Origin of the sequence: Goekera deserti (assembly GCF_010685995.1) — a bacterium.
Classification (GTDB): domain Bacteria; phylum Actinomycetota; class Actinomycetes; order Mycobacteriales; family Geodermatophilaceae; genus Goekera; species Goekera deserti.
This window is the reverse complement of the sequence record NZ_JAAGWK010000024.1, coordinates 36,634-50,829: the sequence shown is the minus strand read 5'-3', so window position 1 is coordinate 50,829 and position 14,196 is coordinate 36,634. Positions and strand designations below refer to the sequence as shown.

Below are 14,196 nucleotides of genomic sequence, written 5' to 3'. Positions count from 1 at the left end.
TCGGGTACCGGCGCGCTCAGGCGCCGTAGACCGTGCGGCTGCCGTCGGTGTCCTTCGCGAGCCGGCGGGTCAGGTACAGGCCCTCCAGCGCGAACTCCACCGCGGCCGCCGCCTGCTCCGCCGACTGCTCACCCTCCGGGACGCCCAGGCGCCCCAGCAGCTCGGCGAGCTTCGGGATGGTGCCCAGCTGGCCCAGCAGCGCCGCCGCCGGCACCAGCTCACCGGACTCGACCACCTCGCCGGCGGTGAAGTGCTCCTGCAGGCCGGTGAGGTCGAAGCCGGCGCACCGGGCGCGGAAGGTCTGCGCGGTGGCCTGGCGCAGCAGGTGCTCGAGCACCTCGACCTCGCGGTCGTCGTCGTCGTCGGAGCCGGCGTCGGCGAACTCGACCTTGCCGCGGCTGGCCGGGACGATGCTGGGCAGGTCGACCACCCGGGCCACCGGCTGGGTCTCCCCGGCCACGGCCGCGCGGCGCACCGCGGAGGCCGCGATCGTCTCCAGCCCGGCGATGGCGAACCGGGCGCTCACCCCGGAGCGCTGGTCGACGTGGCTGGACTCGCGCACCAGCCGGGTGAACCGGGCCACGATCTCCACCAGGTGCTCGGGCACCACGGGGGCGTCCAGGCCGCCGCTGCCGGTGCCGGTGGTCACCCCGCCCCAGCTGGTCTGCGCCTCCTGGTGCAGCAGCCGGATCTCGTCGGCGAGCTCCAGCGGGTAGTGGGTGCGCACCTCGGCGCCGAACCGGTCCTTGAGCGGGGTGATGATCCGCCCGCGGTTGGTGTAGTCCTCCGGGTTCGCGCTGGCCACCAGCAGCAGGTCCAGCGGCAGCCGGACGCGGTAGCCGCGGATCTGGACGTCCCGCTCCTCCAGCACGTTGAGCAGCGCCACCTGGATCCGCTCGGCCAGGTCGGGCAGCTCGTTGATGCTGAAGATGCCGCGGTTGGTGCGCGGCACCAGGCCGTAGTGCACCGTCTCCGGGTCGCCCAGGGTGCGGCCCTCGGCGACCTTGATCGGGTCGACGTCGCCGATCAGGTCACCGACGCTGGTGTCCGGGGTGGCCAGCTTCTCCCCGAACCGGTCGCTGCGGTGCAGCCAGCCGACCGGGGTGGCGTCACCGTGCTCGGCGACCTGGCGCTGTGCCCAGACGCTCACCGGCGCCATCGGGTGCTCGTTGAGCTCGCTGCCGATCAGCACCGGCGTCCACTCGTCGAACAGGCCCACCAGGGTGCGGATCAGCCGGGTCTTGCCCTGGCCGCGCTCACCGAGCAGGACCAGGTCGTGGCCGGCGAGCAGCGCCCGCTCGACCTCGGGCACCACGGTGTCCTCGAACCCGACGATGCCGGGCAGGCTGGGCTCCCCGGCAGCGAGGCGGGCGAGCAGGTTGGCGCGCAGCTCGCTCTTCACCGGGGTGGCCGTGGCACCGGTGGAGCGCAGCTCGCCGAGCGTGGTGGGTGCGGGAGCGGGGGTCTGGCGTGCGTCGTCCGTCACCTCGACCACGGTACGACGCACCTGTGACGAACGAGTGTGCAGCGCCACGCGGGGTGCTGCGAGGATCACCGGGTGTCCGCGAGCCCTGGATCGGTCCCCCTGGTCACCGGTGCGGAGGTGGCGTCGGCCGCCGAGCTGCTGCGCGGCGTCGTGCGGCGCACCCCGCTGGAGAACTCCCGGGCCCTGGCCGACCGGGTGGGCGGCCCGGTGCTGCTGAAGTGCGAGAACCTGCAGCGCACCGGCTCGTTCAAGATCCGCGGCGCCTACACCCGGATCGCCCGGCTGACCGACGCCGAGCGGGCCCGCGGCGTGGTCGCGGCCAGCGCCGGCAACCACGCGCAGGGCGTGGCGCTCGCCGCCCGCGAGCTCGGCGCCGAGGCGACGGTGTTCATGCCCGACACGGCCCCGCTGCCCAAGCTCGCCGCCACCCGTGGCTACGGCGCCACGGTGCGGCTCGGCGGGCTGTCGCTGGTCGAGCCGCTGCTGTCGGCCGCGGCGTTCGCCGAGGAGACCGGCTCGGTGTTCATCCACCCCTTCGACCACCCGGACGTCGTGGCCGGCCAGGGCACCGTCGGCCTCGAGGTGCTCGAGCAGTGCCCGGACGTCGCCACCGTCGTCGTCTGCACCGGCGGGGGCGGGCTGGTCTCCGGCGTCGCCGCGGCGGTCAAGGACGCCCGGCCCGGCGTCCGGGTGGTCGCGGTGCAGGCCGAGGGGGCCGCGGCCTTCCCCGGGTCGCTGGCCCGGGGGCGGCCGGTGGCGCTGGAGTCGATGTCGACGATGGCCGACGGGATCGCCGTGGCCGCCCCCACCGACCTGACCCTCGCCCACGTGGCCGGGCTGGTCGACGAGGTGCGCACGGTCACCGAGGAGGACCTCTCCCGGGCGCTGCTGTTCTGCCTGGAGCGGGCCAAGCTCGTCGTCGAGCCCGCCGGGGTGGCCGCGGTCGCCGCCGTCCTGGCCGACCCGGGCGCCTTCCCGGCACCGGTCGTGGCCATCGTGTCCGGCGGGAACATCGACCCGGTGCTGATGCTCAAGGTGGTGCAGCACGGCATGGCCGCCGCCGGCCGGTACCTGTCCCTGCGGGTGAGCGTGCCCGACCGGCCGGGGTCGCTGGCCGGCCTGCTGCAGGCCTGCGCCGCGGTGTCGGCCAACGTGCTGTCGATCGAGCACCAGCGCACCACCACCCGGCTGGCCGTCGGCGAGGTCGAGGTGGCCGCCGTGCTGGAGACGCAGGGGCCCGACCACGCCGCGGACGTCGTCGCGGCACTGGCCCGCGCCGGGTACGCACCCACCGCGGACTGACCCGGTTCGTCGCGCTCACGGGCGGCTTCCACGACTGTGTGTTACTCGGAGGTACACGATCGGTGGGCAGCGCTCCGAGAGCGTGGTGGAGCACCGCTCCGGTGATCTAGTTTGCCGGTCATGACGGACGCGATCGTGGTCGAGGGACTGGTCAAGCGGTTCGGTGGGACGACGGCGCTCTCCGGCGTCGACCTGTCCGTCCCCGAGGGCACGGTCCTCGGTCTGCTGGGTCCCAACGGGGCCGGCAAGACCACCACGGTCCGCATCCTGTCCACGCTGCTGACCCCGGACGAGGGCCGGGTGACGATCGGTGGTCTCGACGCGCTCACCCAGGCCCAGGAGGTCCGGTCGATCATCGGGCTCACCGGCCAGTACGCCGCCGTCGACGAGTACCTGACCGGCTACGAGAACCTGGAGATGGTCGGCAGGCTGTACCGGCTCGGGCCGCGCAAGGCCCGGTCCCGGGCCGGGCTGCTGCTCGAGCGGTTCGACCTCGTCGAGGCCGCCGACCGTCCGGCCAAGACCTACTCCGGCGGCATGCGCCGCCGCCTGGACATCGCCGCCTCCCTGATCGCCCGGCCGCGGGTGCTGTTCCTCGACGAGCCGACCACGGGCCTGGACCCGCGCAGCCGGCTCGGCATGTGGGAGCTGATCTCGGCGCTGGTCAACGACGGCACCACCATCCTGCTGACCACCCAGTACCTGGAGGAGGCCGACCGGCTGGCCGACCGGATGGTGGTCATCGACCACGGCCGGGTCATCGCCCGCGGCACCGGGGACGACCTCAAGGCACAGGTCGGCGGTGAGCGGCTGGAGTTCACCCTCGGCTCGGCCGCCGACGCCGGCATCGTCGCTGCCGAGCTCGGCACGCTGGCCGTGGGCCCGGTGCGGCGCGACGACCAGACCCGCCGGGTCACGATCCCGGTCGCCGGTGGCGCCGCGGTGCTGGCCGAGGCGCTGCGCCGGCTGGAGGGCACCCCGGTCACCGTGCTCGACGTCGGGCTGCGCCGCCCGGACCTGGACGACGTCTTCCTCACCCTGACCGGCCGCTCGGCCGGTGCGGACGGTCCCCCGGACGCACCCGACGGCGGCCCGGACGCCGACGCCCCGGGTGGGGGCGGCCCCCAGGAGCCCGTCGGGGCCGGCGGCCGGCCCGCGCACCAGCACGCCCTGCCCGCCGTCGGCCGCTCCCGCGGCGCCACGCAGCAGGCGCGGGCCCGGGTGGGCGACGGCGACGGTGGCGCGCTGAGCCTCGCCGACCCGGTGCTGCAGACCGCGCCCGTCCCGGCCCGGCAGGCGGTGGGCGTCCTGGAGCGCCCCCGGGCGGACGCTGACCGGGACCAGCCCCGCCGGGCTGCCGCACGGCCGGCCCGGCCCCGCCCCCCGTCGTCCGGCTCGGGGCGGGCTCCCGCCTCGGACGCGCCCAGCAGCGCGTTCGCCGCCTTCGTCTCCGACAGCCTGACCATCACCAAGCGGAACCTGATCAAGGTGAGGCGGGTCCCCGACCTGCTGGTCTTCGCCACGCTGTCGCCGATCATGTTCGTGCTGCTGTTCCGCTACGTGTTCGGTGGCGCGATCCAGCTGCCCTCCGGCATCACCTACGCCGAGTTCCTGCTGCCCGGGATCTTCGCCCAGACGGTGGTGTTCGGCAGCGTCCTCACCGGGGCCTCGCTCGCGGAGGACCAGCAGAAGGGGCTGATCGACCGGTTCCGCTCCCTGCCGATGTCGCGGGCGGCGGTGCTGGTCGGCCGCACGCTGGCCGACGTCACCATGAACATCGTCACCATCACCGTGATGATGCTGACCGGCCTCGCCGTCGGCTGGCGCATCCACACCTCGGTGGGCGAGGCGCTGCTGGGCGTGCTGCTCCTGCTGCTGTTCTCCTTCGCCATCTCCTGGGTGATGGCGTTCGTGGGGCTCAACGTGCGCACGCCGGAGGTGGTGAACAACGCCAGCTTCATCGTGATCTTCCCGCTGACGTTCATCGCGAACACCTTCGTGCCGACGGACAACTTCCCCGCCGTGCTGCAGACGTTCTCCGACTGGAACCCGGTGTCGGCGCTGGTGCAGGCCTGCCGTGAGCTGTTCGGCAACACCACGCCGGGCCTGAGCACCCCGGACAGCTGGGCGCTGCAGCACCCGGTGGCCTACGTGCTGCTGTGGGTGGTGCTGCTGCTGGTGGTGTTCATGCCGCTGGCGGTGCGCAGCTTCCAGCGGGTCGTCTCCCGCTGAACCGGCGCGCGGCGGCGGGGGTGATGATGGGCCCGATGAGCACTCCCGAGACCCCTCAGCCCGCTGCCGACGCCGAGCCGACCGCGGTCGTGACCGCCGACGGCACCCTCGAGCCCACCAACCCGCTGCTGCTGCCCTCGGCCCTGCCGTACGGGTTGCCCCCCTTCGCCGAGCTGACCCTGGAGCACGTCCGGGAGGCCCTGCTCGCCGGGATGGAGCAGCACCGGGTCGAGGTGGAGTCGGTGGTCGCCGACCCCGCCGAGCCGACCTTCGAGAACACCGTGGTGGCGCTGGAGGTGGCCGGGCAGCTGCTGGACCGGGCCTCGGTCGTGTTCCACAACATGAGCTCGGCGCTGGCCGACGACGCGCTGCGCGAGGTGGAGCGGGAGGTCTCCCCGCTGCTGTCCGCGCACTACGACGCCGTCCGGCTGGACCCGCGGCTGTTCGCCCGGATCGACGCCGTGCACGCCGGGCGGCACGACGCCGGCCTGGACGAGGAGTCGGTCCGGCTGGTCGAGCGCTACCACTTGGACTTCGTGCTCGCCGGTGCCCAGCTGGACGACGCGGGCACCGCACGGCTGCGGGAGCTGAACCAGGAGCTGTCCCGGCTGTCGACGGCGTTCGGGCAGAACCTGCAGCAGGCCACCGAGGCCGCCGGCGTGCTGGTCACCGACGAGGCCGAGCTCGCCGGGCTGACCGACGAGGAGATCGCCGGCGCCGCCCAGGCGGCCCGCGACCAGGGGCACGAGGGTGCCTGGCTGCTCACCCTGCGGCTGCCCAGCGGTCAGCCGCAGCTCGCCCGGCTGCAGCACCGGGCACTGCGCGAGCGCCTGCACCGGGCCTCGGTCGGCCGGGCGTCGTCCGGGGAGCACGACAACGGCCCGGTGGCGGTGCAGATGGCCCTGCTCCGGGCCGAGCGCGCGCGGCTGCTGGGCTTCGACACCCACGCCGACCTGATCGCCGCCGACCAGACCGCCCGCACGTCGGAGGCGGTGGACGCCCTGCTGGCCACCCTGGTCGGCCCCTCGGTGGCCAACGCCGCCGCCGAGGCGGCCGTGCTGGCCGAGCTGGCCGCCGCGGACGGCGTCGAGCTCGCCCCCTGGGACTGGGCCTTCTACAGCGAGCGCGTGCGGGCGGAGCGGTACGCCGTCGACACGTCGGCGCTGCGCCCGTGGTTCGAGCTGGACCGGGTGCTGGTGGACGGCGTCTTCCACGCCGCCCGCCTGCTGTACGGCTTCACCTTCACGCCGCGACCGGACCTGGTCGGCTACCACCCCGACGTCCGGGTGTGGGAGGTCGCCGACGCCTCCGGTGCCGAGGTCGGGCTGTACCTGGGTGACTTCCACGCGCGCACCGGCAAGCGCGGCGGGGCGTGGATGAGCTCGTTCGTCGACCAGTCCGCGCTGCTGGGCACCCGGCCGGTGGTCTACAACAACCTGAACGTCACCCGGCCGGCCCCGGGCCAGCCCACGCTGCTGACCCTGGACGAGGTCACCACGCTGTTCCACGAGTTCGGCCACGCGCTGCACGGGCTGTGTTCCGACGTCACCTACCCGCGGTTCTCCGGCACCAGCGTGCCGCGCGACTTCGTCGAGTTCCCGAGCCAGGTGAACGAGATGTGGGCGCTCTGGCCGGAGGTGCTGGACCACTACGCCCGGCACGTGGAGACGGGCGAGCCGCTGCCGGCCGCCACCGTCGCCGCGATCGAGGCGGCGTCGCTGTGGGGCGAGGGCTTCGGCACGTGCGAGTACCTGGGCGCCACCCTGCTGGACCAGGCCTGGCACCGGATCACCCCGGACGCCGAGGTCGGCGACCCGCAGGAGTTCGAGCGCCAGGCGCTGCTCGCGGCCGGGGTGTCCTCCGAGCTGGTGCCGCCGCGGTACCGGACGACGTACTTCCAGCACGTGTTCGCCGGCGGCTACTCGGCCGGCTACTACTCCTACATCTGGTCGGAGGTGCTCGACGCCGACACGGTGGAGTGGTTCAAGGAGAACGGCGGGCTCTCCCGCGCCAACGGCGACGTGTTCCGCACCCGGCTGCTGGCCCGCGGCGGGTCGGTCGACCCGCTGGGTGCCTTCCGGGCCGTGCGCGGCCGGGACGCCGACCCGGCGCCGCTGCTCCGCCGTCGCGGCCTGTGTTGATGGTCGCGCTCCGCGCTCCAACCGCGGCCACGTGCCGGGGCCGGTTGCGCTGAGCCCGCCGTGCTCCTCCTCGGGGAGCGCCTCGTGCCTCGGCCCTCCCGTCGGTGTCGCTCCGCCTGCGGCGGATCCGACCACGTCGGGCGGCGGTGTCGTTGCTCCTCGGGGAGGGCCTCGTTCCTCGGCCCTCCCGTCGTCACAACCAGGGCAGCCGGAGCACCAGGTCCAGGTCGTCGGGGGCGGCGCCGTCCCGGACCAGCCGGTTGGGCTGGTGGTGGCCGCAGGCGGTGCAGCGGTGCACCACCTGCCAGCCCTTGCCGGACTTCTCCACCAGCCCGACCGGCTCCATCAGCTCCCGGCAGGTGCTGGCCCGGTCGCCGGGCAGCTCGTCGACGTGCAGCGACCACAGGCACCACGGGCAGTGGTTGCGGTAGTGCCCGTCGGTGTTGGCCGGCACCGGGGTGAGGCAGTACCCGCAGGTGAAGTCGGTGTTCTCCGCGCGGCGACCGCGGGCGCGGGTACTGCCCAGGGTGGGGTCCGGGGGCAGGGCGGGGACCACGGCCGCGCTCAGACGACGAACGGCTCGACCGCGACGACCTCGACGGTCAGGTCCTTGCCGTTCGGGGTGGTGTAGGTGACCGACTCACCCGGAGCGGCACCCATGATCGCCACGCCCAGCGCCGACTCGGGGGAGTAGACGGTCAGCTCGGTGGTGCCGGCGATCTCGCGCGAGCCGAGCAGGAACTTCTCGGTCTCGTCGTCGCCGGCGAACCGGACGGTGATGACCGTGCCGAGGGCGGCGTTGGTGGCCGTTGCCGGCGGTTCGCCGACCCGTGCCTTGCGCAGCAGGTCGGTGAGCTGGCGGATGCGGCCCTCCTGCTTGCCCTGCTCGTCCTTGGCCGCGTGGTAGCCGCCGTTCTCCTTGAGGTCGCCCTCCTCGCGGCGGGCGTTGATCTCTGCCGACATGGCCGGCCGGCCGGCCACCAACTCGTCGAGCTCGGCCTTGAGCCGGTCGTACGCGGACTGGGTCAGCCAGACGCCCTGGTCCTGCTCGTCAGTGGTGGACACGATGAGATGCTCCCGGAACTCGGATGGCCGCCCCCCATGCGGGGAACGGCCTGTGATCTACCGAACGTAACACCGCCGGCCGATGCCGTGCGCACGGCTGCCGTCCCGCCGTCCGGTCACGAGACCCTACCGATCTGACCGTCCCGGGTGTCCGTTGCCGCGGTCGACGTCACCCGCTCCGGGGGGCCGGGCCGCCCCCGGGCGCCCGCAACGGGTGACAATGGACGGTGTGAACGCTCCTGATCAGCTGCGCCTGCTCGCGGTGCACGCCCACCCCGACGACGAGTCGAGCAAGGGTGCGGCCACGATGGCCAAGTACGTCGCCGAGGGGGCCCGGGTGCTCGTGGCCACCTGCACCGGCGGTGAGCGGGGCTCGGTGCTGAACCCGGCGCTGGACCGCCCGGAGGTCTGGGAGCGGCTGCCGCAGATCCGCACCGAGGAGATGGCGCGGGCCCGGGAGATCCTCGGCGTCGAGCAGGAGTGGCTCGGCTTCGTCGACTCCGGCCTCCCGGAGGGCGACCCGTTGCCGCCCCTGCCCGAGGGCTGCTTCGCCCTGGTGCCGGTGGAGGAGGCGGCCGCCCCGCTGGTCGCCCTGATCCGGCGGTTCAAGCCGCAGGTGGTCACCACCTACGACGAGCGCGGTGGCTACCCGCACCCCGACCACATCAAGACCCACGACATCTCCGTGCACGCCTTCGAGGCCGCCGGTGACCCCGACCGGTACCCCGAGCTGGGGGAGCCGTGGCAGCCCAGCAAGCTGTACTTCCACATGAGCTTCACCAAGCCGCGCATGGTGGCCACGCACGAGGCGATGCTCGCCCGCGGCCTGGAGTCGCCGTACGCGGAGTGGCTGGCCGGCTGGGACGACAGCAAGGACATCTCGCACCGGGTCACCACCCGGGTGCCGTGCGGCGAGTACTTCGAGCTCCGGGACGCCGCCCTGATCGCGCACGCCACCCAGGTCGACCCCACCGGGCGCTGGTTCGCCTGCCCGCTGGAGCTCCAGCGCGAGGTGTGGCCGACCGAGGACTACGAGCTGGCCCGCAGCCTGGTCGACTCGACCGTGCCCGAGGACGACCTGTTCGCCGGGGTCCGCAGCGGGGTGCCGGTGCCGTGAACCCGCTCGCGCAGGCCGTGCTGGCCGTCTCCGACCAGGACCCGCAGGACGTCGGCACCGCCGGCCCGATCGGGCTGGCGCTCATCCTCGTGCTGCTGGTCGCCGTCTTCGCGCTGGGCAGGTCGATGACCGGTCACCTCAAGAAGCTGCCGCGCACCTTCGACCCCGCCGACCAGCCCGTCGTCGTCCCGGACACCCCGGCGGAGCTGTTCGAGCCGCGCGCCCCGGGCGCCGACCTGCTGGACCACCTGCGCCGCGCGCCGCTGGCCATCGAGGCGCCCCGGCCCGAGGACGACACGGACGGCCGGCCCCGGTCCGCGGACTGACCACGACGCGGACGGGCCGGTGGCCGGTCGCCCAGGGCGCCCGACCACCGGCCCGCTGCCGTCACCAGCGGTGCGCGACGTCCACCACCAGGCGCGGGTCCTGCCCGGACCCGACCGGCGGCGCGAGGACGAAGGCGCGCACCGGCAGCCGCGCCCGGGTGCCCAGGGCGAGCACCGTGCTGCCCTCGAACGACTCCACCCAGGCCACCTGGCGGAACGTGCGGTAGCCGGACACGTCGACGACCTCGGCCCGGTCGGCCGGCAGGTACGCGACGTCGTCCCCGGAGAGGGCCGAGGCCCCGACCACGACCTCGATGTCGGCGCCGCCACGCACCGGGGTCGGGATGCCGCTGGAGCCGACGACCCGGTCGACGTACCGGACGGAGTAGGAGTCGAAGGCGCCCGCGCCGCCGATGTCGACCACCAGGCGGTCGAAGCAGTCGTGGCGTCCGGACCGGACGTCCTGGACGTACGCCCCGGTGTAGGGGGCGGTGTCGCGCACCTGGGGCTGGGATCCCCAGGGTGTCGTGCAGCGCGCCGGCCCGGCCTGTGCCGGTGCGGCGAGCCCCAGCAGCGCCAGGGTGAGGGCCGTGAGCAGTGCGGGGGTGCGGAATCGGTTTCCGTTCATGCTGACCTCCTTGTCGGCACCAGGAGCGTCCCGCCGGCCGCGGGAGCGTCACCAGAGCCGGCTGTGCGAGAACTGGACGGAAAGCGGGTGGGGCCGCTGGCAAGGTGCTGCCGCTCCTCAGCGAGCCACCACACGTCCCTGCCTGCCCGTCACGCTCGGTGAGGTTGCGTCCTGTCCGCGGCCCGGCTCCCCGGACCCGGGCTCGGGATCGCGGGTCTGTCGTCGGCTGGTGATGACCGTGCGTCATGGGATCGCGCACGGCTGGCCGGGTCGGCTGACGGTGGATCCGCTGTGAGCGCAACGCCGGCGCGTGACCTCGAGCCCCCGCGGGCTTACCGTGTAATCACGTAATCAACGCAGTGACACGGAGGTCGTCATGCACGCAGGACGCTTTGCAGGTGGCCCGTTCGGCGGGGGCCCGTTCCCCGGCGGCCGTGGCCGTGGCCCGGGTGGGGGGCGTGGTCCCGGTGGGCGCGGCCCCGGTGGGCGGCCGGCCGAGTCGGGTCCGCCGGTCGACCGGGCCGAGGTCGCCGGCTGGTTCGCCGGGCGGCTGCCCGACGCCTGGTTCACCGGACCCGTCGAGATCGTGGTCGACCGGGACGAGATCACCGTCGTCGGGCCGGTGCCCGAGCCGGAGGCCGGCGAGGGTGACCCGGCGGCCGCCCGGGTGGGCAGGATCGCGCGCTTCCAGGAGGACACCCGCGAGCAGCGGATGGCCATCGCGGACGCCGCGCAGGCCCGCTACGGCCGCTCCGTGGCCTGGGGCGCGGCGTGCGGTGACCAGCGCGAGGTCTTCACCACGCTGTCGGTGCCGGTCATGACCCGGCTGCGCCAGTCCGAGCGGCTGGTGCTGGACACCCTGGTCGACGCGGGGGTCGCCCGCTCGCGGTCGGAGGCGCTGGCCTGGTCGGTGCGCCTGGTCGGCGAGCACGCCGACGAGTGGCTGACCCAGCTGCGCCAGGCCATGGCCGCCGTCGAGGAGGTCCGCGCCCAGGGCCCGACCCTCGGCTGACGTCGCCGTCGCGCTCCGCCGCCTGTCGGCCGCGGCCGGGGATACTCGGCCAGGTGACCACGCCCCAGCCCATCGCGACCGACGTCCTCGTGGTGGGTGCCGGGCCCGCCGGGTCCGCCGCGGCAGCCTGGGCGGCCCGCCACGGGGCCGACGTCGTGCTGGCCGACGCGGCCACCTTCCCCCGGGACAAGCCCTGCGGCGACGGGCTGACCCCGCGGGCCATCGCGGAGCTGGACCTGCTCGGCCTGGGCGACTGGGTGCGCGGCCACGCCCGCAACCGGGGGCTGCGGGCGGCCGGCTTCGGCCGGGAGCTGCTGCTGCCCTGGCCGGGCGGGTCGCTGCCCGACCACGGCGGTGCCGTGCCGCGCACCGAGCTGGACGCGCGGATCCGCCAGGTAGCGCTGGACGACGGCGTGCTCCCGATGGACGGCGCCCGCGCCGTCGACGTGCAGCGCGACGGCGACCGGGTCGGCGGGGTGGTCTTCCGGACCGCCGACGGGGGCTCGCGCACCGTGGCCTGCCGCCGGCTGGTGGTGGCCGACGGCGTGCGGTCGCCGCTGGGCCGGGTGCTCGGCCGCCAGTGGCACCGGGAGACCGCCTACGGTGTGGCCGCGCGGGGCTACATGTCCTCCGGGCGCAGCGACGACGAGTGGATGTCCTCCCACCTGGAGCTGCGCGGCACCCAGGGCGAGCTGCTGTCCGGCTACGGCTGGGTGTTCCCGCTCGGCGACGGCGGGGTCAACATCGGCGTCGGCACGCTGGCCACGTCGCGCCGTCCGGCCGGGGTGCAGCTGCGCGCGCTGCTCGACTTCTACGCCGACAGCCGCCGAGCGGAGTGGCAGCTGGACGGCGCGGTGCGGGACCCGGCCTCGGCGCTGCTGCCGATGGGCGGCGCGGTGTCCGGTGTGGCCGGGCGCAACTGGGCGCTGGTCGGTGACGCGGCCGGCTGCGTGAACCCGCTCAACGGCGAGGGCATCGACTACGGCATGGAGACCGGCCGGAACCTGGCCGGGCTGCTGGGGGAGAGCGACTGGTCGCTGGCCTGGCCGGCCACCCTGCGCCGGCACTACGGCCACGCGTTCTCCATCGCCCGGCGGCTGGCCGGGCTGCTCACGGTGCCCCAGCTGCTGCCGACGGCGGGCCCGATCGGCATGCGCTCGACGGCGCTGATGACGGTGGCGCTGCGGGTGATGGGCAACCTGGTCACCGAGTCCGACAACGACCTCACCGCCCGGGTGTGGCGCGCGGCCGGCCGGCTGTCGGTGCGGCTGGACGAGCGGCCGCCGTTCCCGGCCGCGGACCTGCGCAGCGCCTGAGCCCACCGCGGGACACGCCGGGCCCCGACCTGGTCCAGCTGCTGTGCAGTGCACAGTAGTGTGCGGCGCACGGGACCACGGCCGAGGAGACTGCATGGACACCACACAACTGCTCAAGGGGGTGCTCGACCTCGCCGTCCTGGCCGTCCTGGACGGTGAGGACGGGTACGGCTACGACGTCGTCCGCCGGCTGCGGGCAGCCGGGCTGGACGACGTCGGCGACGCGTCGGTGTACGGCACGCTGCGCCGGCTCTACGCGGCCGGGCACCTGACCAGCTACGTGGTGCCCTCGGAGTCCGGGCCGCACCGCAAGTACTACGGGCTCAACGCCTCCGGGCACGCCCAGCTGGAGAGCGCGTCCAAGACCTGGGGCGGTTTCGCCGACACGATGGCGGCGCTGCTGCGCCGGGAGCGAGGAGAGGTGGCATGACGAGTCCAGACACCGTCGACCGGTCGACAGGGCGGCGGGACGAGACCGCCGACTACGCGCGGCAGGTCCGGGCCGCCCTCGCCGACGTCCCGCGGGAGCGGCTCACCGAGGTCCTGGAGGACCTGGAGGAGCATCTGGCCGAGGTCGCCGCGGAGAGCGAGGAGCCCCTCGTCCAGCGGCTCGGCCCGGCGTCGGCCTACGCCGAGGAGCTGCGCGCGTCCGCCGGGCTGGCCCCCGGTCCGGTACGCCGGGCCGGCCGGCTGTCCTGGGACCGGGTCGACCCGCTGCTCGACCGGGCCCGCGCGGCGCAGCCGGTGCGCGAGGTGGCCGACTTCCTGCCCGAGCTGCGGCCGGCCTGGTGGGTGGCCCGGGCGTGGCTGGGCCTGCTCGCCCTGGACCGGGTGGTGGCCGGCGGCTGGTCGCTGCTGCCCGAGTTCGGGCTCGGCCCGGTGGTGGGACTGGTGCTGCTGGCGGCGGCGGTGACCGCGTCGGTGCGGTTCGGGCGTCGGACGCAGGAGCACCCGGACCCGGCCCGTCGTCCGCTCGTGCTGGCCGGCAACGGTGCGCTCGCGCTGCTCGCCGTCGCGACGGTGCTCGGGGTGGGCGCGAACCCGGCCGCGCAGGCCGGACCGGTGTACGGCGACTACGCCGAGTCCAGCGGGAGCGGCGGGACGCTGGCCCACGAGGACGGCACCCCGATCACGAACGTCCACCCGTTCTCCGCCACCGGGGAGCCGCTGTCCGGCGTCCTGCTGTACGACCAGGACGGGCGGCCGATCGACAACCTCGCCGACTGGACCGCCGACGGCGTTCCGGTCGAGCGGGTGGTCGCCCCGGGGGCGCCGCCGGCGCCGCGCAACTCCTACCCGCAGCAGCAGCGCGCCTACGCCTACGACGAGTACGGCCGCGCGGTGCCGGTGCAGCCGGCACCGCCGACCGGGCCCGCCCCGACGACGACCGCTGCCCCGACCCCGACCCCGACCAGCGGCGCTGCGTCGTCGGCCCCCGCGTCGACGACGGACGCCCCCGCCGCGGAGACCCCGGGGACGACGGCGCCGGCCGGGCCGGCGGAGGAGCCGCCGCCCGCGGAGCCGACGCCGAGCCCCTGACGCGGTGCGCACCGCCGGGCGGCCGGCCCGGC

13 protein-coding genes are annotated in these 14,196 nt (G+C 74.9%); 9 read left to right on the top strand and 4 right to left on the bottom strand.

Going from position 1 to position 14,196, the window contains the following annotated elements:
* Nucleotides 1-16: 16 nt before the first annotated feature.
* Complete coding sequence (locus tag G1H19_RS16480) at nucleotides 17-1,486, bottom strand: sigma 54-interacting transcriptional regulator (protein ID WP_235928147.1); 1,470 nt, start codon at nucleotides 1,484-1,486, stop codon at nucleotides 17-19.
* 72 nt (nucleotides 1,487-1,558) lie between these two features.
* On the opposite strand from G1H19_RS16480, the gene ilvA reads away from it, so the two are divergent.
* The 3 genes from ilvA to G1H19_RS16460 all read left to right on the top strand — a co-directional run bounded on the left by ilvA (nucleotide 1,559) and on the right by G1H19_RS16460 (nucleotide 7,161).
* The gene (gene ilvA, locus G1H19_RS16475) at nucleotides 1,559-2,788 is read left to right on the top strand and encodes a threonine ammonia-lyase (protein ID WP_174278109.1); all 1,230 of its coding nucleotides are present in this window, start codon (nucleotides 1,559-1,561) and stop codon (nucleotides 2,786-2,788) included.
* Between the two features lie 120 nt (nucleotides 2,789-2,908).
* Nucleotides 2,909-5,020: an ATP-binding cassette domain-containing protein gene (locus G1H19_RS24660; RefSeq protein WP_322099366.1), complete on the top strand. Its 2,112-nt coding sequence runs from the start codon at nucleotides 2,909-2,911 to the stop codon at nucleotides 5,018-5,020.
* Nucleotides 5,021-5,055: 35 nt separating this feature from the next.
* Nucleotides 5,056-7,161 carry a M3 family metallopeptidase gene (locus G1H19_RS16460; protein ID WP_152730896.1) on the top strand — a complete coding sequence of 702 codons (2,106 nt, stop codon included), beginning with the start codon at nucleotides 5,056-5,058 and terminating at the stop codon, nucleotides 7,159-7,161.
* A 193-nt stretch (nucleotides 7,162-7,354) separates the two neighbouring features.
* Here the strand turns inward: G1H19_RS16460 and G1H19_RS16455 are convergent, their stop codons facing one another.
* Both G1H19_RS16455 and greA read right to left on the bottom strand, forming a co-directional pair.
* Nucleotides 7,355-7,717: an RNHCP domain-containing protein gene (locus G1H19_RS16455; RefSeq protein WP_235928148.1), complete on the bottom strand. Its 363-nt coding sequence runs from the start codon at nucleotides 7,715-7,717 to the stop codon at nucleotides 7,355-7,357.
* An 8-nt stretch (nucleotides 7,718-7,725) separates the two neighbouring features.
* Entirely contained in the window at nucleotides 7,726-8,226 is a 501-nt protein-coding gene (gene greA, locus G1H19_RS16450) for a transcription elongation factor GreA (RefSeq protein WP_235928149.1), read from the bottom strand.
* 229 nt (nucleotides 8,227-8,455) lie between these two features.
* On the opposite strand from greA, the gene mca reads away from it, so the two are divergent.
* Together mca and G1H19_RS16440 are read left to right on the top strand one after the other, a co-directional pair.
* The gene (gene mca / locus G1H19_RS16445; protein WP_235928150.1) at nucleotides 8,456-9,343 is read left to right on the top strand and encodes a mycothiol conjugate amidase Mca; all 888 of its coding nucleotides are present in this window, start codon (nucleotides 8,456-8,458) and stop codon (nucleotides 9,341-9,343) included.
* On the top strand, nucleotides 9,340-9,669 hold the full coding sequence (locus G1H19_RS16440; RefSeq protein WP_162393070.1) for a hypothetical protein: 330 nt from the start codon (nucleotides 9,340-9,342) through the stop codon (nucleotides 9,667-9,669). Before mca ends, G1H19_RS16440 begins: the two co-directional genes overlap by 4 nt.
* Before the next feature lie 61 nt (nucleotides 9,670-9,730).
* Here the strand turns inward: G1H19_RS16440 and G1H19_RS16435 are convergent, their stop codons facing one another.
* Nucleotides 9,731-10,297, bottom strand: coding sequence for an AMIN-like domain-containing (lipo)protein (locus G1H19_RS16435; protein WP_152730898.1), 567 nt, complete (start codon nucleotides 10,295-10,297; stop codon nucleotides 9,731-9,733).
* A gap of 376 nt (nucleotides 10,298-10,673) precedes the next feature.
* Between G1H19_RS16435 and G1H19_RS16430 the strand changes: the two genes are divergently transcribed.
* The 4 genes from G1H19_RS16430 to G1H19_RS16415 all read left to right on the top strand — a co-directional run bounded on the left by G1H19_RS16430 (nucleotide 10,674) and on the right by G1H19_RS16415 (nucleotide 14,164).
* Nucleotides 10,674-11,309 carry a hypothetical protein gene (locus G1H19_RS16430; RefSeq protein ID WP_152730899.1) on the top strand — a complete coding sequence of 212 codons (636 nt, stop codon included), beginning with the start codon at nucleotides 10,674-10,676 and terminating at the stop codon, nucleotides 11,307-11,309.
* Nucleotides 11,310-11,362: 53 nt separating this feature from the next.
* Nucleotides 11,363-12,625, top strand: a complete 1,263-nt coding sequence (locus G1H19_RS16425; protein ID WP_162393071.1) for a geranylgeranyl reductase family protein — start codon at nucleotides 11,363-11,365, stop codon at nucleotides 12,623-12,625.
* A 94-nt stretch (nucleotides 12,626-12,719) separates the two neighbouring features.
* Nucleotides 12,720-13,055 (top strand): PadR family transcriptional regulator, encoded by a 336-nt coding sequence (locus tag G1H19_RS16420; protein ID WP_152730900.1) that lies wholly within the window; start codon nucleotides 12,720-12,722, stop codon nucleotides 13,053-13,055.
* Nucleotides 13,052-14,164, top strand: coding sequence for an HAAS signaling domain-containing protein (locus G1H19_RS16415; protein WP_152730901.1), 1,113 nt, complete (start codon nucleotides 13,052-13,054; stop codon nucleotides 14,162-14,164). The genes G1H19_RS16420 and G1H19_RS16415 overlap by 4 nt, the downstream gene beginning before the upstream one ends.
* Nucleotides 14,165-14,196 lie beyond the last annotated feature (32 nt).

What these genes read in the sequence shown, in the direction of transcription:
- G1H19_RS16435 (WP_152730898.1), bottom strand. Translation starts at nt 10,297, where the DNA reads ATGAACGGAAACCGATTCCGCACCCCCGCACTGCTCACGGCCCTCACC.
- G1H19_RS16430 (WP_152730899.1), top strand. Translation starts at nt 10,674, where the DNA reads ATGCACGCAGGACGCTTTGCAGGTGGCCCGTTCGGCGGGGGCCCGTTC.
- G1H19_RS24660 (WP_322099366.1), top strand. Translation starts at nt 2,909, where the DNA reads ATGACGGACGCGATCGTGGTCGAGGGACTGGTCAAGCGGTTCGGTGGG.
- G1H19_RS16460 (WP_152730896.1), top strand. Translation starts at nt 5,056, where the DNA reads ATGAGCACTCCCGAGACCCCTCAGCCCGCTGCCGACGCCGAGCCGACC.
- G1H19_RS16415 (WP_152730901.1), top strand. Translation starts at nt 13,052, where the DNA reads ATGACGAGTCCAGACACCGTCGACCGGTCGACAGGGCGGCGGGACGAG.
- G1H19_RS16420 (WP_152730900.1), top strand. Translation starts at nt 12,720, where the DNA reads ATGGACACCACACAACTGCTCAAGGGGGTGCTCGACCTCGCCGTCCTG.